The following is a 22,499-nucleotide window of genomic DNA, read 5'->3' as shown; positions in this document are numbered from 1 at the left end:
TTTATCTGTATGAGTCGAAGTGTATCAGAATTTAGTATAGGGATAACCTAAGGTTTTATAGAGGAATTATTGTAAACAAAATATGCCTATTATTTAGACAAACTTATCTCAATTATTTGATTTTAAATATAAAATAAAATTACTTTTTAGTATAAATATTTAAAATATTCGTCTATTGCTAGTAAAAATCATTATTACATATTAGGTAATTTTGCATATATTATTGTATATATTGAATAATATTTAAACATGTAAGCATGTGAAAAGACTGTTATAAAATTTCAGAAAATAAAACAAGTTTGATATCAGTCAAGAAGATTGAGGGAGAAAATGACACGGATTTTACAATTGTGTATTGTATTGGAAAATAAGAAAGGCTGTCTGAAATTTTGGCAGTTTCCTTTTAAATACAAGCTACTAAATTTCTTTCTCAGATACTTAAGGCAAATATTTTCAGACGGCCTTGCAATAAGATTATCATTTAAAAACAATGTAATTTTACTTCTATTTAAGTGAATGGCTAGTGGATATAGATTATCAATAACCAAGTAATTTAATGCGATATTAAATTTCATTTAAATCAATAGGGTATGAAAATGATATTGTCTGGGTCATTCATTTGAAAGCACTATTACACTATTGAAGGCCGTCTGAAAAAATCGGTCTCTTAAGAAATAAACAAATCCTCCCTACCATGACTCCGAAAAGGAACACAATCATGACCGTCATCAAGCAAGAAGACTTTATCCAAAGTATCTGCGATGCCTTCCAATTCATCAGCTATTACCATCCGAAAGACTACATCGACGCGCTCTATAAAGCATGGCAGAAGGAAGAAAATCCCGCCGCCAAAGACGCGATGACGCAGATTTTGGTCAACAGCCGCATGTGTGCGGAAAACAACCGACCCATCTGTCAAGATACCGGTATCGCAACCGTTTTCCTCAAAGTCGGCATGAACGTCCAATGGGATGCGGACATGAGCGTGGAAGAGATGGTTAACGAAGGCGTACGCCGAGCCTACACTTGGGAAGGCAACACCCTGCGCGCTTCCGTCCTCGCCGACCCTGCCGGCAAACGCCAAAACACCAAAGACAACACCCCCGCCGTCATCCACATGAGCATCGTGCCGGGTGATAAAGTCGAAGTAACCTGCGCGGCAAAAGGCGGCGGCTCGGAAAACAAATCCAAACTCGCCATGCTCAATCCGTCCGACAACATCGTCGATTGGGTATTGAAAACCATCCCGACCATGGGCGCGGGCTGGTGTCCTCCCGGCATCTTGGGCATCGGTATCGGCGGCACGCCCGAAAAAGCCGTACTGATGGCGAAAGAATCCCTGATGAGCCACATCGATATTCAAGAATTACAGGAAAAAGCCGCGTCCGGCGCAGAATTGTCCACCACCGAAGCCCTGCGCCTCGAGCTCTTTGAAAAAGTCAACGCGCTGGGCATCGGCGCACAAGGTTTGGGCGGACTGACCACCGTGTTGGACGTCAAAATCCTCGATTACCCGACCCATGCCGCTTCCAAACCGATTGCCATGATTCCCAACTGCGCCGCCACCCGCCACGTCGAGTTCGAATTGGACGGCTCAGGCCCGGTCGAACTGACTCCGCCGCGCGTCGAAGACTGGCCCGATTTGACTTACAGCCCCGACAACGGCAAACGCATCGATGTCGATAAGCTGACCAAAGAAGAAGTTGCCAGCTGGAAAACCGGCGACGTATTGCTGCTGAACGGCAAAATCCTTACCGGCCGCGATGCCGCGCACAAACGCCTCGTTGATATGCTCGACAAAGGCGAAGAGTTGCCCGTCGATTTCACCAACCGCCTGATTTACTACGTCGGCCCCGTCGATCCTGTCGGCGACGAAGTCGTCGGTCCCGCAGGTCCGACCACTGCCACCCGTATGGATAAATTCACCCGCCAAATGCTCGAACAAACCGGCCTCTTGGGCATGATCGGCAAATCCGAGCGCGGCGCAGCCACCTGCGAAGCCATCGCCGACAACAAAGCCGTGTACCTCATGGCAGTCGGCGGCGCGGCATATTTGGTTGCCAAAGCCATTAAAGCATCTAAAGTCTTGGCATTCCCAGAATTGGGCATGGAAGCGATTTACGAATTTGAAGTCAAAGATATGCCTGTAACTGTTGCGGTGGATAGCAACGGTGAATCGGTTCACGCCATTGCACCAAAACAATGGCAGGCCAAAATCGGTATTATTCCAGTTGAAGCTTGATATTTGACTGAATAATCAAAGGCCGTCTGAATGATTTCAGACGGCCTTTTTTTGCTTACAAATAATTCAAATGTTTTCAAACGAGTAAATTCCCCTTTCTAAAAAGCACTTGTCAAAATCAGCGTTTGAAACTAGAATTCACAGCTTATCGAGTCGGAGTGTGGCGCAGTCTGGTAGCGCACTTGCATGGGGTGCAAGGGGTCGAAGGTTCGAATCCTTTCACTCCGACCAAAGAATTGGGAAGAGCCGTTTTAAAAACGGCTCTTTTTTCGTTTGGATGATTTATCTGGATAATGTGTCCGCATGGATTTTAAAACTTAATACCAATGCCGTCTGAAACAAAACCTGCTTAAGAAGCAGGTTTTGTTGCTTATAAAGCAGAACTATTCGGCACTATCTTTCAGCGTGTCTTTATAAGTATAAAGATAAGACGCGCCGACAAAGGATGCGCCACCGACGACATTGCCCAGGAATACGGGAATCATGTTGAAGAAAAATTGTCCCTATGTGATGTTTGCGCCTGCCAGAATACCTGCGGGGATAACGAACATATTGGCGACAAGGTGTTGGAAGCCGTTTAATACGAAAATCATGACGGGGAACCAAATGGCCAGCATTCGTCCGGTTGTGTTTTTAGTGGCAAAGTGCAACCACGCGCCCATGCAGACCATCCAGTTACATGCGACCGCCGATACGAAAGCGCGACCGAAATCCATATGGACTTTTGCTTCCGCCACGGCAATGGTTTTTTCTGCTACGCTGCCCTCGGTCATGCCGACATAGTGCCCGATGAAAAACGCCATCGCCAGCGTGTCCACCAAATTGCCCATGCAAACGATAACCCAGTTGCGCAGCAGCATTTTGGAGGAAATCCGTCCGGCCAATCTGCCTAAAGACATGATTATCATGTTGCTGGTTACCAGCTCGCCGCCGCCAAGCAGGATGCAAATCAAGGCGATTGGGAACACGGCTGCACCGAGTAAAGTGGCAAAACCGCTCCATTCATGAGGTATGCCGCTGACTACTTTCAAATAAGCAAGATAACCGAAACCAATGTATCCGCCGGCTAAAACGCTCAAGATTGCCAGTGTGGGGATGCTGGATTGTGCTTTGGCGCAGCTTTTGTCGAGAACAACCTGTAAAATTTCCTGTGGGTATAAATCGCGCGAAGCCATGATGTTCCTTAAAGTGGGTTGAGGAGGGAACGCCGTTTCAAAAGTGGCGCAAACTGTCGCGGTAGGGCAGTGTTATAGGGAGCCGGTGTACGGTCTTTGTTTTATCAATCAGCCTGAATTAAACATAAAAAACAGATACTTCACCTTGCTTTAGCTCAAAAGAAATATTATTACATTTAGCTTCTGTATTAAAAAAGGCCGTCTGAACGTTGAGGTTTCAGACGGCCTTGTTTTGATTTTTTAAACTTACAAATGTGCCAGCTTTGCATTGCCTTCGCGAGGAATAGGGCGCGGATTGCCTTGTGAATCGATGGCGACGTAAGTGAATACGGCTTCGGTGACCAGTTGGCGGTCTTCCGTTACCATATCGTTCATCAAAGTCTTCACCCACACTTCGATTTTCAGTTGCAAAGAAGTATTGCCTACGCGGACGCAATGACCGTAGCAGCATACGACGTTGCCGACCTTTACTGGTCTGATGAAATTCATTTCTTGAACGGCCACGGTTACAATTCGTCCCTGTGCGATTTCTGCCGCCAAAATACCGCCGCCCAGATCCATTTGCGACATAATCCAGCCGCCGAAGATATCCTGATTAGGATTGGTATCGCGCGGCATGGCTACCGTACGCAATAAAAGTTGTCCTTCTGGTGCAGCATGTGTTTGTTTGTTGTCAGACATAAATAATCCTGTCAAAAAAGTGCTATTTTACGCCATTTGTAGCAATAAACCTATGTAGGCCGTCTGAAAAATCAGCAGGCAAAGTGTTACAATCAACATATTCATCAGACAAAGGAGAAAGTTCATGCATCCGATTCAAGAACCAAGAAATAGCGGCCTTTTGCGCGTATCCGACATTCACGAAATCTACTGGGAAGAATCAGGCAATCCCGATGGCCACCCCGTGATTTTCCTGCATGGCGGCCCCGGAGCAGGCGCATCACCTGCCTGTCGCGGCTTTTTCAATCCAGAGCATTTCCGCATCGTCATTATCGACCAACGCGGTTGCGGACGCTCTAAACCGTATGCCTGTACCGAAGACAACACCACATGGGATTTGGTTGCAGATATTGAAAAAGTGCGAGAAATGCTCGGCATTCAAAAATGGCTGGTTTTTGGCGGTTCATGGGGCAGCACCTTGTCGCTGACTTATGCTGAAACCCATCCTGATCGCGTCAGCGGCTTAGTTTTACGCGGTATTTTCCTATGCAGGCCGTCTGAAATGGCATGGTTGAACGAAGCAGGCGGCGTCAGCCAAATTTATCCGGCCCAATGGCAAAAATTCATTGCCCCCGTGGCCGAAAACAAACGCCAAGCCCTAATTAAAGCCTACCATGAAATGCTGTTCAGCGAAGATGAAGCCACACGCCTCAAAGCGGCCAAATCATGGGCAGACTGGGAAAGCTATCTTATTCAGTTTGAACCTAAAGACGTGGATGAAGACCCACAAGCCTCCCTTGCCATCGCAAGAATGGAAAATCATTACTTCGTGAACGAAGGCTGGTTACAGGGCGATAAAGCCATCTTGGCAAACATCGACAAAATCCGCCATATCCCAACCATCATCGTCCAAGGCCGCTACGACCTATGCACCCCGATGCAAAGCGCGTGGGAACTCTCGCAAGCTTTCCCTGAAGCAGAATTGAGAATCGTCCAAGCAGGCCACTCTTCTTTTGATCCTTCGCTTTCCGAAGCTTTAGTGAAAGCAGTAGAGGATATTAGAAGCAAGTTATAAAATTAATAAATAACAATGCCGTCTGAAAAAGTTTCAGACGGCATTTTTTAATCAAAGCTTGCTAGATATTAAGCGGTAAATGTTTATATGTAATATTATTAAGTGTAAATACTATCTGGTATATGATTTATAAATTAACTAATTAATAATGGTAAGTTTTACCATTGCTTGCATCTGTAAGGTAGATGGACAATATTAGTTTTCACAATCCCATCTAATGGAAACTTGCATGATTGCGAAATCATGGGTAACCAAGTTGCTGTTGAAACATATAGAAAAATTGTTTGGGTACATGTGTTTCTTAAAAATCTATAATTAATTTCATTTTAGGAAGTTGGATGACTGACAAAATTGCCCACGCCCGCCAAGACGCATCAGGAAATTGGCATTCCCACCCTCTGCAAAACCACCTGCAAAAAGTCTCCCAACTCGCCAAGTGTTTTGCAGGGCGTTATGGGGCGTTGTTTGCCGAATATGCAGGGCTTTTGCACGATTTAGGGAAATTTCAGGAAGCTTTTCAAAAATATATTCGTAATGCATCCGGCTTTGAAAAAGAAAATGCCCATTTGGAGGATGTTGAATCTTCCAAATCGCCAAAAATTCCGCATTCTACTGCAGGAGCTAAATATGCGATAGAACGTTTCAATCCGTTTTTTGGGCATTTGCTGGCGTACTTGATTGCCGGGCATCATGCTGGGCTGGCAGATTGGTATGACAAAGGCAGCCTGAAACGCCGTCTGCAACAGGCGGATGATGAGTTGGCGGCCTCTTTGTCGGGCTTGGCGGAGAGCGGTTTGCCCAAAGATTTTTTCCCGTTATCCGATGATGACTTGATGCGGGATTTTTTTGCATTTTGGAAAGAAGGGGCAAAGCTGGAGGAATTGCATATTTGGCTGCGTTTTCTCTTTTCCTGCTTGGTGGATGCCGATTTTTTAGATACCGAAGCCTTTATGAACGGCTATGTCGATGCGGATGCTGCGCAGGCTGCCGGATTGCGCCCAAAATTTCTCGGTTTGGATGAGTTGCACCGACGATATGAGCAATATATGACGCAACTTCATGAGAAATCAGATAAAGATTCATTCTTAAATCAAGAACGCCATGCCATTTTGCAGCAATGTTTTTCTGCCGCAGAAACGGACCGCACTTTGTTTTCTTTAACCGTGCCGACCGGTGGTGGTAAAACTTTAGCGAGCTTGGGGTTCGCTTTGAAGCACGCACTGAAATTTGGCAAAAAACGTATTATCTATGCTATTCCTTTCACCAGTATTATCGAGCAGAACGCCAATGTTTTCCGCAAAGCATTAGGCGATGACGTGGTATTGGAACACCACAGCAATTTAGAAGTGAAAGAAGATAAGGAAACAGCGAAAACTCGTCTTGCTACGGAAAATTGGGACGCGCCACTAATTGTTACCACTAACGTGCAACTGTTTGAAAGCCTGTTTGGTGCGAAAACCAGCCGTTGCCGCAAGATTCACAATATTGCCGATAGCGTGGTGATTTTGGATGAAGCCCAGCAGCTTCCGCGCGATTTCCAAAAGCCGATTACCGACATGGTGCGGGTGTTGGCGCGCGATTACGGCGTTACCTTTGTGCTGTGCACGGCAACTCAGCCTGAACTTGGCAAAAATATCGATGCATTCGGCCGTACCATTTTGGAAGGCCTGCCGGATGTGCGCGAAATTGTGGCAGACAAAATTGCCTTATCGGAAAAACTGCGCCGCGTCTGCATCAAAATGCCGCCGCCAAACGGCGAAACGCAAAGCTGGCAGGAAATTGCTGATGAAATAGCCTCGCGTCCGTGTGTTTTGGCGGTAGTCAATACTCGAAAACACGCCCAAAAACTCTTTGCCGCCCTGCCTTCTGACGGCATCAAACTGCATTTGTCCGCCAATATGTGCGCCACACACCGCAGCGAAGTCATTGCGTTGGTTCGCCGATATTTGGCACTATATCGCGCAGGCAGCCTGCACAAGCCCTTGTGGCTGGTCAGCACGCAGTTGATTGAAGCCGGCGTAGATTTGGATTTCCCTTGCGTTTATCGGGCGATGGCAGGGCTAGATAGCATTGCCCAAGCGGCGGGGCGGTGCAACCGTGAAGGCAAACTGTCGCAGTTGGGTGAAGTAGTCGTATTCCGTGCCGAAGAAGGCGCGCCCAGTGGCAGTCTGAAACAGGGGCAGGATATTACCGAAGAGATGCTGAAAGCAGGGCTACTTGACGACCCGCTTTCCCCGTTGGCATTTGCCAAATATTTCCGCCGATTCAACGGCAAAGGTGATGTGGACAAACACGGTATCGCAACGCTTTTGACGGCAGAAGCATCAAATGAAAATCCGCTGGCAATCAAATTCCGCACCGCTGCCGAACGTTTCCGCCTGATTGATAACCAAGGCGTGGCACTCGTTGTGCCGTTTATCCCATTGGCTCATTGGGAAAAAGACGGCATTCCGCAAATTATCAAAGCAAACGAGCTAGACGATTTTTTCAGACGACATCTGGACGGTGTTGAAGTTTCAGAATGGCAGGATGTTTTGGACAAACAACGCTTTCCTCAGCCGCCTGACAACTCCTTCGGGCAAACTGACAGTCCACCGCCGCCCGAGCCGTTTGAAAGTTGGTTCAAATTTTTAGAAAGCGATCCACTCAAACACAAATGGGTTTACCGCAAGCTGCAACGCTACACGATTACCGTATACGAGCACGAACTGAAAAAGCTGCCTGTAAATGCCGTTTTTTCCAGAGCGGGATTGCTGGTGTTGGATAAGGGCTATTACAAAGCCGTGCTTGGTGCGGATTTTGATGATGCAGCTTGGCTACCTGAAAATTCGGTTTTATGAAATGAAAGCAATAAGGAGATGATATGAGTTTTATCTTAGAAATCAGCGGTAATTTGGCTTGCTTCACCAGGCCTGAGCTAAAAGTAGAAAGGGTAAGTTACCCCGTTATCACGCCGTCTGCCGCCAGAAACATTTTAATGGCGATATTGTGGAAGCCGGCAATCCGCTGGCGAGTCTTGAAGATAGAAATCCTAAAACCGATCCAGTGGACAAATATCCGCCGCAACGAAGTGGGAACTAAGATGAGTGAGCGTAGCGGCTCGCTCTGTATTGAAGACAACCGCCAGCAGCGCGCATCCATGCTGCTGAAAGACGTTGCCTACCGCATTCACGCCGATTTTGACATGACCAGTGAAGCTGGCGAGAGCGACAATTACGTCAAATTTGCCGAAATGTTCAAACGGCGGGCAAAAAAAGGGCAATATTTCCACCAGCCTTATTTGGGCTGCCGCGAGTTTCCCTGCCATTTCAGGCTGCTTGAAAAGGCTGAAGACGGTTTGCCACGCGAAGACATTACCCAAGATTTCGGTTTTATGCTGTATGACATGGATTTCAGCAAATCCGACCCGCGCGATTCCAATAACGCCGAGCCTATGTTTTACCAATGTAAAGCGGTAAACGGTGTGATTACTGTGCCGCCTGCCGACAGCGAGGAGGTGAAACGATGATTTTGCACGCGCTCACCCAATACTACCAACGCAAAGCCGAAAGTGATGGTGGTGTTGCCCCGGAAGGGTTTGAAAACAAAGAAATCCCGTTCATTATTGTTATAGACAAACAGGGTAAATTTATCCAGCTTGAAGATACCCGCGAGTTGAAAAACAAGAAAAAAGTTGCCCGCACTTTTTTAGTGCCGAAAGGCTTGGGCAGAAGTGGTCGAAAATCCTACGAAGTAAGCAACCTTTTATGGGATCACAGTGGTTATGTTTTAGGTTATTCAGAAGATAAAGATCAAGAACGAGTAGATAAACAGCATGCTAGCTTTACTGCAAAAGTGAACGAATTAAAACAGGCATTGCCTTCTGATGAAGGTGTTGCTGCAGTTGCTATTTTTTTGGTTTCATCAGAGGAAAAGGATAAGGTTTTTCAGTCGGATAACTGGAAAGAGTACCTTAAGATTATTAAAGCTAAAGATAGCAACATAAGCTTTCGTTTGGTGGAAGAGTCTGTGACTTTAGTGTGTCAATCTAAAATGGTACAGGATTATTTAACTATCTCTACTAATAATGACGAAGAAACAGATGATTTCAGAGAGGGAACCTGTCTTATAACGGGCAAAAAAACGCTAGTTGCTCGTAAACATTATCAAATTTCTGGTGTTCATAAAAAACCAACACCTTTTTGTGCAGTTGATAAGGGAAGTACAGCATTTCATTCCTATGGTAAGAAACAGGGGTTTGCATTTCCAGTTAGTAAGCAAGCCATGTTCGAATACACCACTGCCTTAAATACCCTGCTTGCCGGTGAAAACCGCTTCCGTATCGGCGATGTAACAGCCATCTGTTGGAGTGCGAAACCAACTCCGTTGGAAGAGCATCTTGCTTCGCTGATTAACGGCGGCGGCAAGGACAATCCCGATGCCCATATTGATGCGGTCAAATCGCTTTATAAAAGCTTGTACAACGGCAAATACACAGAACCCGACGGCAAAGAAAAATTCTACCTTTTAGGTCTATCACCCAATTCTGCGCGGATTGTCGTCCGCTTTTGGCACGAAACCACTGTTGCTACCTTATCCGAAAGCATTGCGGCATGGTATGACGATTTGCAAATGGTGCGTAACACAAATGGGAAATATCCAGATCCTGAATTTATGCCGTTAATGCAACTGTTGCGTAATTTAGTTTTTGAAGGCAAAGATGATAATTTGCCGTCCGATCTAATCGCCCAAGTAACCGATGCCGCATTAAACAATCGGGTTTTGCCTGTCAGCCTCTTGCAGGCCGCTTTACGCCGCAACAAAGCGGAACGGAAAATTACCTATGGCAGGGCTAGTCTGCTTAAAGCCTATATCAATCGCGCAATTCGCGCAGGTCGTCTGAAAAACATGAAGGAGCTAACTATGAGTTTGGATAGAAACCGTCAAGACATCGGCTATGTGCTGGGGCGGCTGTTTGCCGTGCTGGAAAAAACACAGACCGAAGCCAATTCCGGCTTGAACGCCACCATTGTCGACCGCTATTTCGGTTCGGCAAGCAGCACGCCGATTGCCGTATTTGGTACACTGATGCGCTTGTTGCCGCACCATTTGAACAAACTGGAATTTGAAGGACGTGCCGTACAACTGCAATGGGAAATCCGCCAGATTTTGGAACATTGTCAGAGATTTCCCAACCATTTGAATTTGGAACAGCAAGGCCTATTCGCCATCGGTTATTACCACGAAACCCAATTCCTGTTTACCAAAGACGCATTGAAAAACCTGTTTAACGAAGCGAAAACTGCATAAGGAGCAAATGCCATGACTATTGAAAAACGCTACGACTTTGTCTTTTTATTTGACGTGCAAGACGGCAATCCCAACGGCGACCCCGACGCAGGCAATCTGCCGCGTATCGACCCGCAAACCGGCGAAGGTTTGGTAACCGATGTTTGCCTGAAACGCAAAGTCCGCAACTTTATCCAAATGACCCAAAATGGCCAACATCACGACATCTTTATCCGCGAAAAAGGCATTTTGAACAACCTGATTGACGAAGCTCACGAGCAGGAAAACGTAAAAGGCAAAGAAAAAGGCGAAAAAACCGAAGCCGCCCGCCAATACATGTGCAGCCGTTATTACGACATCCGCACATTCGGCGCAGTGATGACCACCGGCAAAAATGCAGGGCAAGTTCGCGGTCCAGTGCAACTGACCTTCTCTCGTTCCATCGATCCTGTCATAACCTTGGAACACAGCATTACCCGCATGGCGGTTACCAACGAAAAGGATGCCAGCGAAACCGGCGACAACCGCACCATGGGGCGCAAATTCACCATCCCCTACGGCTTATACCGCTGCCACGGCTTTATTTCTGCCCATTTCGCCAAACAAACAGGCTTTTCTGAAAGTGATTTAGAACTGTTTTGGCAGGCACTCGTCAATATGTTCGACCACGACCATTCCGCCGCACGCGGACAAATGAACGCACGCGGACTTTATGTGTTCGAACACAGTAATAATCTAGGAGATGCACCTGCCGAAAGCCTGTTCAAACGTATCCGTGTTGCTAGAAAAGACGGTGTGGAAGTTGCTAGAAACTTTGATGACTACACCGTCAGCGTTGATGAAACTAATCTTGGCGAAACCAAATTAGATCGCAAATTGGGTTGATTGGCAGACGATTTGTAAAACACAAAAGAAAATGACCGCACTTTCAACCGAAACCCAAGGGGAAAATCAGGACACGCGCCTGATTCCCCTTTCCGCCCTGCAACACTACGCCTTCTGCCCGCGCCAATGTGCGTTGATTCATAACGAGCAGGCGTGGGCGGAGAACTATTTGACCGCGCAGGGCAAGGCGCTGCATGAGCGAGTGGATTCGGGCGAGCCGGAAACGCGCAAGGGCGTGCGCTTTGAGCGGACGGTGCATGTGTCTGCGGAGAAACTGGGCATCAGCGGCGTGTTGGATTTGGTGGAAGTGGACACAAAAGCAGGCCGTCTGAAACCCGTGGAATACAAACGTGGTAAGCCCAAACCCGACCCGATGGATGAAATCCAGCTTTGCGCCCAAGGTTTGTGTTTGGAAGAAATGACGGGGCAGACCGTCTCTGAGGGCGCGCTGTGGTATATGCAAACCCGCCACCGTGTCCCCGTCGTGTTTTCAGACGACCTGCGCGCCCAAACCCTCGCCACCATCGCCGCCGTGCGCGAACTCCTAAACAGCAGCCAAACCCCGCCGCCTGACTACGGCAAACGCTGCAAAGCCTGCTCGCTGGAGGAGATTTGCCAGCCGGAGTTGCTGGGGAAACGGGATAGGAGTGTGGGGTATGTGGAGGGGTTATTTCGTGGTTAGTATTTGAATCAAAAATTATATTGGAATTTACTTATGAAAAATTTAAGCGAATATGCGTTGTGCTTTACCACTCAGAATTGGTTAATTTTACATTCAAAAGATATTAATTCAGGAAACATTATTAGTGAGGGTGATCAGAAGATTATAAATAATTGCCATATTTATATGATACATACAAGACCATTAATTTCATTTGTAAAAGATTCTATTTTGTATAATACCAATACAAAACATTTGAAAGGAAAAGTTAAAGCTAATCTTTTAGATGGTTCATATATTGAATCTGAATTTTCATTAGATTTTGAATTAGCAGATGGTGCTATATCTGTAGAATGTCGTCATCCATATAAGGAAATTACTACTCATGATATACAAGGTAACATTATTCGATTTTTACCTGCATATCTAATGATAGGTTTTTTGGATAATAAAGATTTAGTAGATTCTTTGTTAAAATTAAAAATTGAATACATAGGTCAGTCATATGGAGATGGTAATAGAAATGCACTAGATAGATTAAAAAACCATAAAACGTTCCAGAAAATTTTATCAGAAATACCATATTATCATCCTGATTTAGAAGTATTTGTGTCTCTTGTAAGCTTTCAAGAACCGAGATTAATTACCATTATGGATGGGCGAGGAGTAGATACTTATGACAAAAAGCTTGAATTTAAAAGATTAAGAAATATTGTGGATAATCCTCTTTCTAAGAGAGAGCAAATTAATTTAATTGAAGCTGGATTAATTAGATATTTTCAACCAACTTTTAACACTAATTTGAAACAAAAGTTTCCATCTGTAAAACAACAAATGCTATCCAAGTTATCTGATCTAGACATATCAGGTTTGGTCGTAGAATTTTTTGAATCAGAATTGGGATTTAGAATATATACTGATACTATTCGCCCTGCTTATGCACATTTTGCTAGATATGATTTAACTACTAATGAAAATAGGACTAGCTTCTTTAATCGCTCGATAAATGTTTATAAACCACATGAGTTAATCAAAATGACTCATAAGTAAGACTGATAAGCCAGCGTAGGTCGGATGCTTGTATCCGACAATTCGTTGATCTTTATGCGATTTTGAGATTATTACAGTGGATTGAAAATATCGGATTCGAGAATCCGACCTACGGTTTTCAGGTAGCCCAACCAACCCGTTAAACCCCAAAAGTCAGCGTAGATCGGAGACTTACATTCGACAATTCGTTGATCTTTAATACGACTTTGAGATTATTACAGCGGATTGGAGATGTCAGAGTCGAGAATTCGACCTACGGTTTTCAGGTAGCCCAACACCCCATTAATCCCCAAAAAGTGTGGTCAAAACCCAAGGAGTTTCCCATGCGCAAACTGCAAAACACGCTCTATATCACCACCCAAGGCAGCTATCTGCATAAGGAACGGGAAACGCTGGTGGTGGAGCAGGAGCGTAAGAAGGTAGCACAGTTGCCGGTGCATTCCATCGGTCATATTTTTTGTTTTGGTAATGTGCTGGTGTCGCCGTTTTTGCTAGGGTTTTGCGGTGAGAACAATGTGAATTTGGCGTTTTTTACCGAAAACGGGCGTTATTTGGGGCGACTTCAGGGTCGACAGAGTGGTAATGTTTTGTTGCGGCGGGCGCAGTATCGGGTGTCGGAGCAAAATCCCGTGCCGATTGCGCGCAATATCATTGCGGCGAAGATTCAGGCGAGTAAACGGGTGCTTCAGCGGCAGATTCGCAATTACGGCGAGAATGCGGCGATTCAAAGTGCGGTCGATGCTTTGAACATTTCACTGCGGCAGTTGAAGGGCGCGGCGGAACTAGACGTGGTGCGCGGTATTGAGGGCGATGCGGCAGCGCGTTATTTCGGCGTGTTCGGACAGCTTTTGAGCGAAAAAAGCGGCTTTACTTTTGACGGACGCAACCGCCGTCCGCCCAGAGACGGGGTGAATGCGCTATTGTCGTTTGTTTACAGCATCTTGGGCAAGGACATCAGCGGCGCGCTTCAAGGCGTAGGGCTGGATCCGCAGGTAGGCTTTCTGCACGCCGACCGACCGGGACGCGACAGTTTGGCGCAGGATATTTTGGAAGAATTCCGCGCGTGGTGGGCAGACAGGTTGGTGTTGTCGCTGATTAACCGCGGGCAAATCAAACCGCAGGATTTTGTTACCGAGGCAAGCGGTGCGGTAAGCCTGAAAGCCGATGCGCGTAAGCTGTTGTTTCAAGCCTTGCAGGCGAAAAAGCAGGAGAAAATCGTTCATCCGTTTTTGGGCGAAGAAGTGGAAATCGGGCTACTGCCGTATATTCAGGCGATGCTGTTGGCGCGGCATTTGCGCGGGGATTTGGCGGAATATCCGCCTTTTTTGATGAAATAGGTTTGCAGGTCGTCTGAAAATGGGTTGGATGCTTTCAGACGACCTCTAAACCAGCCTGCACATGGGAATACAAAATGCTGATGCTGATTACTTACGATATTTCGCTGGAAGACGCGGAAGGACAGGCAAGGTTACGGCGCGTGGCAAAATTGTGTTTGGACTACGGCGTGCGCGTGCAGTATTCGGTGTTCGAATGCGACATCGCGCCAGACCAGTGGGTTGTTTTAAAAGACAAACTCTTGAAAACCTACAACCCCGAAACCGACAGCCTGCGCTTTTACCATCTGGGCAGCAAATGGCGGCGCAAAGTGGAACACCACGGCGCGAAGCCGTCGGTGGATGTGTTTAAGGATACGTTGATTGTGTGAATCGCTAAGCTGTAGTCCTCATGAAAATGCGGCAGGGTTAGCGAATTGGGATTGTTCTTTAACAATCAGGATATTGTGAATGCGGGTGTAACGGAAAAGGCTGTGTTATACTCGCGTTCGCGCTTTTCTTGAGAGCTTAGCGAAATCGGGGCTGCGAAACCTGATGGAGCAAGGCTTTTGAGAGAGGCTCCAGCCGCCTTCGGGCGGCTGTGTGTTGAAACAAATCGGTCTTGTTCGGCCAATACGGTTAACAGGGCCAGCCGCCTTCGGGCGGCTGTGTGTTGAAACCTTTTTCGTTTATTCATCTTTGAAAGACTGATATCCAGCCGCCTTCGGGCGGCTGTGTGTTGAAACATCAATTCGGCATGGTTTGTCTGATTGTTTTCAACCAGCCGCCTTCGGGCGGCTGTGTGTTGAAACGTCTAAAGTTAATTTAAATCCTAATACTATGTACCAGCCGCCTTCGGGCGGCTGTGTGTTGAAACTCATTCCTGACCAATGCAATCCGCCCAAAAATAACCCAGCCGCCTTCGGGCGGCTGTGTGTTGAAACATCTTCGCCTATACCGTTTACAATCGTTTCGAACCCAGCCGCCTTCGGGCGGCTGTGTGTTGAAACTCTAAATTGTTGCTGTGATGGATTATTTACTAACCCAGCCGCCTTCGGGCGGCTGTGTGTTGAAACATTGTACCCTTCATACATCAGATTTTGCGGACTCCCAGCCGCCTTCGGGCGGCTGTGTGTTGAAACTCTCATGGATAATATGAATTTATAGATTAGGTTGACCAGCCGCCTTCGGGCGGCTGTGTGTTGAAACATGATAAAACCTCCGACATTTGAACGGATACGGCCAGCCGCCTTCGGGCGGCTGTGTGTTGAAACCGTCCAATTTTAGATTGCCTTCGGCGACCCTCCGCCAGCCGCCTTCGGGCGGCTGTGTGTTGAAACCAAGCCATGAAAGCAAATATACCTATTAAAGCCCCCAGCCGCCTTCGGGCGGCTGTGTGTTGAAACTTTCAGAGCCGTGCCTTGGTCACTGTAACATGTACCCAGCCGCCTTCGGGCGGCTGTGTGTTGAAACATGCCCACAGCTTTGCGTTCAAGATGGGTATGTTCCAGCCGCCTTCGGGCGGCTGTGTGTTGAAACATGCGTTTGCCGAAAATGCAAAGGTTGGAGATGTCCAGCCGCCTTCGGGCGGCTGTGTGTTGAAACCTTAATTGTATTGTGTGGACGGATTGAAATAATCCCAGCCGCCTTCGGGCGGCTGTGTGTTGAAACCAACCGGGTTTAGCTGCGGTGCAGCCGGTGCCGCCAGCCGCCTTCGGGCGGCTGTGTGTTGAAACCAGCTTCATGGGCGGTAAATAATTAAAGGGGGCAACCAGCCGCCTTCGGGCGGCTGTGTGTTGAAACTTTGGTTTTATAGATATTTCCAGTCGTCTAACTGACCAGCCGCCTTCGGGCGGCTGTGTGTTGAAACTGACGTTGGCATCTATAAGCCGTGGGTGTTGTGTCCAGCCGCCTTCGGGCGGCTGTGTGTTGAAACCAATTAATTCCGCCTCGCTGTACGGAAGCCGTTTCCAGCCGCCTTCGGGCGGCTGTGTGTTGAAACCAAGCCATGAAAGCAAATATACCTATTAAAGCCCCCAGCCGCCTTCGGGCGGCTGTGTGTTGAAACTTTCAGAGCCGTGCCTTGGTCACTGTAACATGTACCCAGCCGCCTTCGGGCGGCTGTGTGTTGAAACATGCCCACAGCTTTGCGTTCAAGATGGGTATGTTCCAGCCGCCTTCGGGCGGCTGTGTGTTGAAACATGCGTTTGCCGAAAATGCAAAGGTTGGAGATGTCCAGCCGCCTTCGGGCGGCTGTGTGTTGAAACCTTAATTGTATTGTGTGGACGGATTGAAATAATCCCAGCCGCCTTCGGGCGGCTGTGTGTTGAAACCAACCGGGTTTAGCTGCGGTGCAGCCGGTGCCGCCAGCCGCCTTCGGGCGGCTGTGTGTTGAAACAGTGTTGAAAGAAACGCGTTTTGATATTCGCTTTGCCAGCCGCCTTCGGGCGGCTGTGTGTTGAAACAAAAAAGGTATAAAGGGGATTTTTATTTTTGCATCCAGCCGCCTTCGGGCGGCTGTGTGTTGAAACTTTACCTGATACCCATCGCAATAGCCTTGCTTGGCCAGCCGCCTTCGGGCGGCTGTGTGTTGAAACACAAAGACAATCCCGACTACAAAATCCAAAAAGAGCCAGCCGCCTTCGGGCGGCTGTGTGTTGAAACTTCATCACATCAAAATCAGTTACAGGTGAGGGGACCAGCCGCCTTCGGGCGGCTGTGTGTTGAAACTTTTTGCGTTAACATAAAGTCATTAGCATTAACCCAGCCGCCTTCGGGCGGCTGTGTGTTGAAACTTGCAAGTTTTTTTCTGAACCGTGTTCTCGCTACGCCAGCCGCCTTCGGGCGGCTGTGTGTTGAAACCCGATATAAATTTAGCTACCAACTTAAAACAAAACATCCCAGCCGCCTTCGGGCGGCTGTGTGTTGAAACATTGAAATACCGTTAAGACGTGGAAGGGATGACGGCCAGCCGCCTTCGGGCGGCTGTGTGTTGAAACTAGGGCAGTAGTGGATTTTTTGTAAGAAGTGGAACCAGCCGCCTTCGGGCGGCTGTGTGTTGAAACTGGCAGACGGCTGTTGATGTGTTTGCTGATGTACTCCAGCCGCCTTCGGGCGGCTGTGTGTTGAAACCTTTGTCTTCGAACCGTCAATTTTCCTATCTCTTCCCAGCCGCCTTCGGGCGGCTGTGTGTTGAAACTACAGTCTGATGACTTAGGCCGTTTCAAGATGGGCCAGCCGCCTTCGGGCGGCTGTGTGTTGAAACAGTTCATGGGTAAAAACTGTCTGATTCCTCTCGACCAGCCGCCTTCGGGCGGCTGTGTGTTGAAACCACAAATCAAGATAGCGATTCAACAAGCCCTAATCCAGCCGCCTTCGGGCGGCTGTGTGTTGAAACTGTGATATATGGAGGTGATGGAAGAAGCACGATTCCAGCCGCCTTCGGGCGGCTGTGTGTTGAAACCATTAATGGTATAAACGGCAAAACCAATTAATAACCAGCCGCCTTCGGGCGGCTGTGTGTTGAAACCCTACCCAAGTTTGTACACTATCTAGGGCAATAACCAGCCGCCTTCGGGCGGCTGTGTGTTGAAACCCTCAACCGCAAAAGTTAATCCCTCATAGGAAACCCAGCCGCCTTCGGGCGGCTGTGTGTTGAAACAGATTGTGTTGCCATGATAAGCCCCTTTCCGGGGCCAGCCGCCTTCGGGCGGCTGTGTGTTGAAACAAGATGGGTGTGTCTTGATACAAGATTACGGACACCAGCCGCCTTCGGGCGGCTGTGTGTTGAAACATTTATATGACTTTAAATCGTCGAGTATTGCTTACCAGCCGCCTTCGGGCGGCTGTGTGTTGAAACCTCTTTATTTTTTGGATATGCCTGCTGCCAGTTTGCCAGCCGCCTTCGGGCGGCTGTGTGTTGAAACCTTTCAATAAGGGTTGATAAAAAAGTGATGCAGCCAGCCGCCTTCGGGCGGCTGTGTGTTGAAACAGCATGCCTGCTGATTTGGTCGGCCTTTTGGGGCTCCAGCCGCCTTCGGGCGGCTGTGTGTTGAAACACCGTCGGCAAAACCATCCTCAAGGGCTTTCGATTCCAGCCGCCTTCGGGCGGCTGTGTGTTGAAACATGAGCGTACATTTTTTGACAAGTACGGAACAAGCCAGCCGCCTTCGGGCGGCTGTGTGTTGAAACATAACTTATTTGTACCGGCCTGCCCCAAATGTTGAACCAGCCGCCTTCGGGCGGCTGTGTGTTGAAACTATGCCGACCTGTTTTTGATGGTATCCCAGCAATCCCAGCCGCCTTCGGGCGGCTGTGTGTTGAAACAAGCATGCGTTTTAAGATGTCTAACATTTCTTTTCCAGCCGCCTTCGGGCGGCTGTGTGTTGAAACCTGATATAAATTTAGCTACCAACTTAAAACAAAACCAGCCGCCTTCGGGCGGCTGTGTGTTGAAACCTGATATAAATTTAGCTACCAACTTAAAACAAAACCAGCCGCCTTCGGGCGGCTGTGTGTTGAAACCATGAAGACACATTGGTAAAAATCGCCGGATGTCCCAGCCGCCTTCGGGCGGCTGTGTGTTGAAACCATGAAGACACATTGGTAAAAATCGCCGGATGTCCCAGCCGCCTTCGGGCGGCTGTGTGTTGAAACCATACTGTGCCGTTGTACTCAGGTTTGATAATTCCAGCCGCCTTCGGGCGGCTGTGTGTTGAAACACTTCAAAATCAAGCAGCTTGGGTACTAAGCCTTTCCAGCCGCCTTCGGGCGGCTGTGTGTTGAAACAGACGACAAATAACGATTGGCTGAACCAAAATCCCAGCCGCCTTCGGGCGGCTGTGTGTTGAAACAGCGTGTCCGCTTTACGGTTTTCATACTGACTTGCCAGCCGCTTTCGGGCGGCTGTGTGTTGAAACCCTGCCTGCGTTTGTGTATTCGTTTGGATCGCATTGCCAGCCGCCTTCGGGCGGCTGTGTGTTGAAACAATCATACGGCGCACGCCTAAACTGGTTTTGCCCCAGCCGCCTTCGGGCGGCTGTGTGTTGAAACTATCTTTTTTCCAAGCTGTTGCTTTGGTCGTGCTTCCAGCCGCCTTCGGGCGGCTGTGTGTTGAAACAATGCCCACGAACTCACGGAAGAAGAAATCATGTCCAGCCGCCTTCGGGCGGCTGTGTGTTGAAACAGGCCAAATTATGGGCGTTAAACGCTTTAACGGCCCAGCCGCCTTCGGGCGGCTGTGTGTTGAAACTGCTAAAGTACCTTTAACGATTGAAGCTTCAGTTTCCAGCCGCCTTCGGGCGGCTGTGTGTTGAAACCTGATCTTAAAAAAGATGAACTTTTTGAATTGATCCAGCCGCCTTCGGGCGGCTGTGTGTTGAAACTACTTGAAAACATGATAAATGCTGCTGCTACCGCTCCAGCCGCCTTCGGGCGGCTGTGTGTTGAAACTATACCGTCAATCCCGAACCCTCATCTTTCCCGAACCAGCCGCCTTCGGGCGGCTGTGTGTTGAAACAGGCAGTTTCACATTGCGAGAGTGGGCGCGGATTCCAGCCGCCTTCGGGCGGCTGTGTGTTGAAACTACAGTCTGATGACTTAGGCCGTCTCAAGATGGGCCCAGCCGCCTTCGGGCGGCTGTGTGTTGAAACGTGAAAACATGGATAAATACGGTTTCGGCCGTTCCCAGCCGCCTTCGGGCGGCTGTGTGTTGAAACGGGTTCTAAAACGCCTGAGCTTGTCGAATGGCTCCCAGCCGCCTTCGGGCGGCTGTGTGTTGAAACAGATGTTCCAAATTTCAACGGCTCAGTAGCAGAACCCAGCCGCCTTCGGGCGGCTGTGTGTTGAAACTATAGATCTATTTAAATCAGCCATGAACTTAACCCAGCCGCCTTCGGGCGGCTGTGTGTTGAAACCGTGAGTTCGTGGGCATTGAATTTTCGTTTATCCCAGCCGCCTTCGGGCGGCTGTGTGTTGAAACAATTCCTTACAAATTATAAATTACTGATTATTAAGCCAGCCGCCTTCGGGCGGCTGTGTGTTGAAACAGAATCATGTTTGGTTTTTTGTAACCATAACCGCCAGCCGCCTTCGGGCGGCTGTGTGTTGAAACATGCGCGTAATCAGGTTGGAAAGATGGTTAATTCCAGCCGCCTTCGGGCGGCTGTGTGTTGAAACTGCAATGTCTGCACCTGTAATGGCTGAAGGCATTTCCAGCCGCCTTCGGGCGGCTGTGTGTTGAAACAAAAATCAGGAAACGTAGTAACCGCCCTTCAGGTAGCCAGCCGCCTTCGGGCGGCTGTGTGTTGAAACAAATGTTTTTCCGGCGGCAATCCATCCACGCCGGACCCAGCCGCCTTCGGGCGGCTGTGTGTTGAAACAAAGCATACGCACCACTGCCGTGAGCAAATTGGAAGCCAGCCGCCTTCGGGCGGCTGTGTGTTGAAACGATAACAGATAGCCCCTGTGTACCGGCATTGCCAAAACCAGCCGCCTTCGGGCGGCTGTGTGTTGAAACATCGTATGAGCGCATAAAACGGTCTTGAGCTATGCCAGCCGCCTTCGGGCGGCTGTGTGTTGAAACTAATACAACCAATAGTATTGAATACGATGGTCGATCAGCCGCCTTCAGGCGGCTATGTGTTGAAACGCCTTCTGGAATAGGCAGGTTAGGAATAATTTTCCAGCCGCCTTCAGGCGGCTGTGTGCTGAAACTCTAGTAACTACGAACTCTATGACGACCTATTCCGTCAGCCGCCTTTGGGTGGCTGTATGTTCAAATATCGTCCAAGCAGGCTACTCTTCTTGGTGCGCAGGAAATTGCCTGCCAGACGGGAAAGTTGCATGATTTAGGGAAATATTCAGAAGCCTTTAACCGCCAATTACACGGCGGACTGTCAGTTGATCATGCTACTGTTGGAGCCAAAATTGCAAAAACGCTTGCGTTAGAGTGGAGGTCAAAGTATAACCTGTTGTTATCTTACTTAGGCTAGATAACTTTAATTAATGAATTAAAAGGAAAAAATAATGGAAAATAAACAAACCAATTCAACCATCAAATCTCGTGCGGCGGTGGCATTTGCACCAAATCAACCCTTACAAATTGTGGAAATCGATGTAGAAATGCCACGCAAAGGCGAGGTGTTAATTCGTAACACGCACACGGGCGTGTGCCATACAGATGCATTTACGTTATCAGGAAGCGATCCTGAAGGTGTATTCCCTGTGGTGCTTGGACATGAAGGTGCGGGTGTAGTCGTTGCTGTGGGTGAAGGTGTGTCGAGCGTAAAACCAGGTGATCACGTCATTCCTCTTTATACCGCTGAATGTGGCGAATGTGAGTTTTGCCGTTCAGGTAAAACCAACTTATGTGTCTCAGTGCGTGATACACAAGGTAAAGGCTTAATGCCGGACGGCACGACGCGTTTTTCTTATCAAGGTCAGCCGATCTATCACTATATGGGCTGTTCGACTTTCAGTGAATACTCTGTTGTTGCAGAAGTTTCACTGGCAAAAATCAACCCAGAAGCAAACCACGAACAAGTATGCTTACTCGGCTGCGGCGTTACCACAGGTATTGGTGCGGTACATAATACGGCAAAAGTGCAAGAAGGCGACTCTGTTGCCGTGTTTGGCTTGGGGGCGATTGGTTTGGCTGTCGTGCAAGGTGCGCGTCAAGCCAAAGCGGGTCGCATTATTGCTATTGATACCAATCCTTCAAAATTCGAGCTGGCGAAACAGTTTGGTGCAACTGATTGTTTGAATCCGAACGATTACGATAAACCAATCAAAGATGTGTTGTTAGACATCAATAAATGGGGCATTGACCATACCTTTGAATGTATCGGCAATGTAAACGTAATGCGCCAGGCATTAGAAAGTGCACACCGTGGTTGGGGACAATCCATTATCATCGGCGTAGCAGGTGCAGGACAAGAAATTTCAACTCGTCCGTTCCAGTTGGTCACTGGTCGTGTTTGGAAAGGCACGGCATTTGGCGGTGTGAAAGGTCGCTCTGAACTTCCGAAAATGGTGGAAGATTCAATGAAAGGCGACATCGAGTTAGAACCATTTGTGACCCACACACTGACACTCGATCAAATCAATGAAGCCTTTGATTTAATGCACGAAGGCAAATCGATCCGCGCTGTTATTCATTACTAAGGTCCGA

Annotated in this window: 12 protein-coding genes, 1 tRNA gene, 1 pseudogene and 1 CRISPR repeat array; of the genes and pseudogenes, 12 read left to right on the top strand and 2 right to left on the bottom strand. The window is 48.1% G+C overall.

Annotated features, from left to right (window positions below):
- The first annotated feature begins 718 nt into the window (after window positions 1-718).
- Entirely contained in the window at window positions 719-2,242 is a 1,524-nt protein-coding gene (locus ACTHTQ_RS02865; protein WP_440363029.1) for a fumarate hydratase, read from the top strand.
- A 154-nt stretch (window positions 2,243-2,396) separates the two neighbouring features.
- Window positions 2,397-2,473: transfer RNA gene (locus ACTHTQ_RS02860), tRNA-Pro, on the top strand.
- 152 nt (window positions 2,474-2,625) lie between these two features.
- Here ACTHTQ_RS02860 and ACTHTQ_RS02855 read toward each other — a convergent pair.
- Together ACTHTQ_RS02855 and yciA are read right to left on the bottom strand one after the other, a co-directional pair.
- A pseudogene (locus ACTHTQ_RS02855) lies at window positions 2,626-3,417 on the bottom strand (formate/nitrite transporter family protein).
- Between the two features lie 246 nt (window positions 3,418-3,663).
- Window positions 3,664-4,098: an acyl-CoA thioester hydrolase YciA gene (yciA, locus tag ACTHTQ_RS02850; RefSeq protein ID WP_003680677.1), complete on the bottom strand. Its 435-nt coding sequence runs from the start codon at window positions 4,096-4,098 to the stop codon at window positions 3,664-3,666.
- 124 nt (window positions 4,099-4,222) lie between these two features.
- On the opposite strand from yciA, the gene pip reads away from it, so the two are divergent.
- The 10 genes from pip (at window position 4,223) to ACTHTQ_RS02800 (ending at window position 22,492) form a co-directional block, all read left to right on the top strand.
- On the top strand, window positions 4,223-5,152 hold the full coding sequence (gene pip, locus ACTHTQ_RS02845; protein ID WP_254322129.1) for a prolyl aminopeptidase: 930 nt from the start codon (window positions 4,223-4,225) through the stop codon (window positions 5,150-5,152).
- A 338-nt stretch (window positions 5,153-5,490) separates the two neighbouring features.
- A complete protein-coding gene (cas3, locus tag ACTHTQ_RS02840; protein WP_440363028.1) occupies window positions 5,491-7,992 on the top strand; it encodes a CRISPR-associated helicase Cas3' in 2,502 nt (833 codons plus the stop codon).
- 23 nt (window positions 7,993-8,015) lie between these two features.
- The gene (gene cas5c / locus ACTHTQ_RS02835) at window positions 8,016-8,660 is read left to right on the top strand and encodes a type I-C CRISPR-associated protein Cas5c (protein ID WP_440363027.1); all 645 of its coding nucleotides are present in this window, start codon (window positions 8,016-8,018) and stop codon (window positions 8,658-8,660) included.
- Window positions 8,657-10,441 carry a type I-C CRISPR-associated protein Cas8c/Csd1 gene (cas8c, locus tag ACTHTQ_RS02830; RefSeq protein ID WP_440363026.1) on the top strand — a complete coding sequence of 595 codons (1,785 nt, stop codon included), beginning with the start codon at window positions 8,657-8,659 and terminating at the stop codon, window positions 10,439-10,441. Before cas5c ends, cas8c begins: the two co-directional genes overlap by 4 nt.
- 12 nt (window positions 10,442-10,453) lie before the next feature.
- Entirely contained in the window at window positions 10,454-11,305 is an 852-nt protein-coding gene (gene cas7c / locus ACTHTQ_RS02825; RefSeq protein WP_440363025.1) for a type I-C CRISPR-associated protein Cas7/Csd2, read from the top strand.
- Window positions 11,306-11,336: 31 nt separating this feature from the next.
- Complete coding sequence (cas4, locus tag ACTHTQ_RS02820) at window positions 11,337-11,987, top strand: CRISPR-associated protein Cas4 (RefSeq protein ID WP_440363024.1); 651 nt, start codon at window positions 11,337-11,339, stop codon at window positions 11,985-11,987.
- A 33-nt stretch (window positions 11,988-12,020) separates the two neighbouring features.
- Entirely contained in the window at window positions 12,021-13,016 is a 996-nt protein-coding gene (locus ACTHTQ_RS02815; RefSeq protein ID WP_440363023.1) for a hypothetical protein, read from the top strand.
- 323 nt (window positions 13,017-13,339) lie between these two features.
- Window positions 13,340-14,353, top strand: coding sequence for a type I-C CRISPR-associated endonuclease Cas1c (cas1c, locus tag ACTHTQ_RS02810; RefSeq protein ID WP_440363022.1), 1,014 nt, complete (start codon window positions 13,340-13,342; stop codon window positions 14,351-14,353).
- A gap of 74 nt (window positions 14,354-14,427) precedes the next feature.
- Window positions 14,428-14,721 (top strand): CRISPR-associated endonuclease Cas2, encoded by a 294-nt coding sequence (gene cas2 / locus ACTHTQ_RS02805; protein ID WP_016687887.1) that lies wholly within the window; start codon window positions 14,428-14,430, stop codon window positions 14,719-14,721.
- Between the two features lie 189 nt (window positions 14,722-14,910).
- Window positions 14,911-21,110: direct repeats of the CRISPR family, unit length 32 nt; unit sequence CCAGCCGCCTTCGGGCGGCTGTGTGTTGAAAC.
- Window positions 21,111-21,355: 245 nt separating this feature from the next.
- Window positions 21,356-22,492 (top strand): S-(hydroxymethyl)glutathione dehydrogenase/class III alcohol dehydrogenase, encoded by a 1,137-nt coding sequence (locus tag ACTHTQ_RS02800; protein ID WP_440363021.1) that lies wholly within the window; start codon window positions 21,356-21,358, stop codon window positions 22,490-22,492.
- Window positions 22,493-22,499: the final 7 nt, after the last annotated feature.

Origin of the sequence: Neisseria sp. P0020.S003 (assembly GCF_051957095.1) — a bacterium.
Classification (GTDB): domain Bacteria; phylum Pseudomonadota; class Gammaproteobacteria; order Burkholderiales; family Neisseriaceae; genus Neisseria; species Neisseria subflava.
The sequence above is the reverse complement of the archived record's forward strand: the minus strand, read 5'-3'. Positions and strand labels throughout refer to the sequence as shown.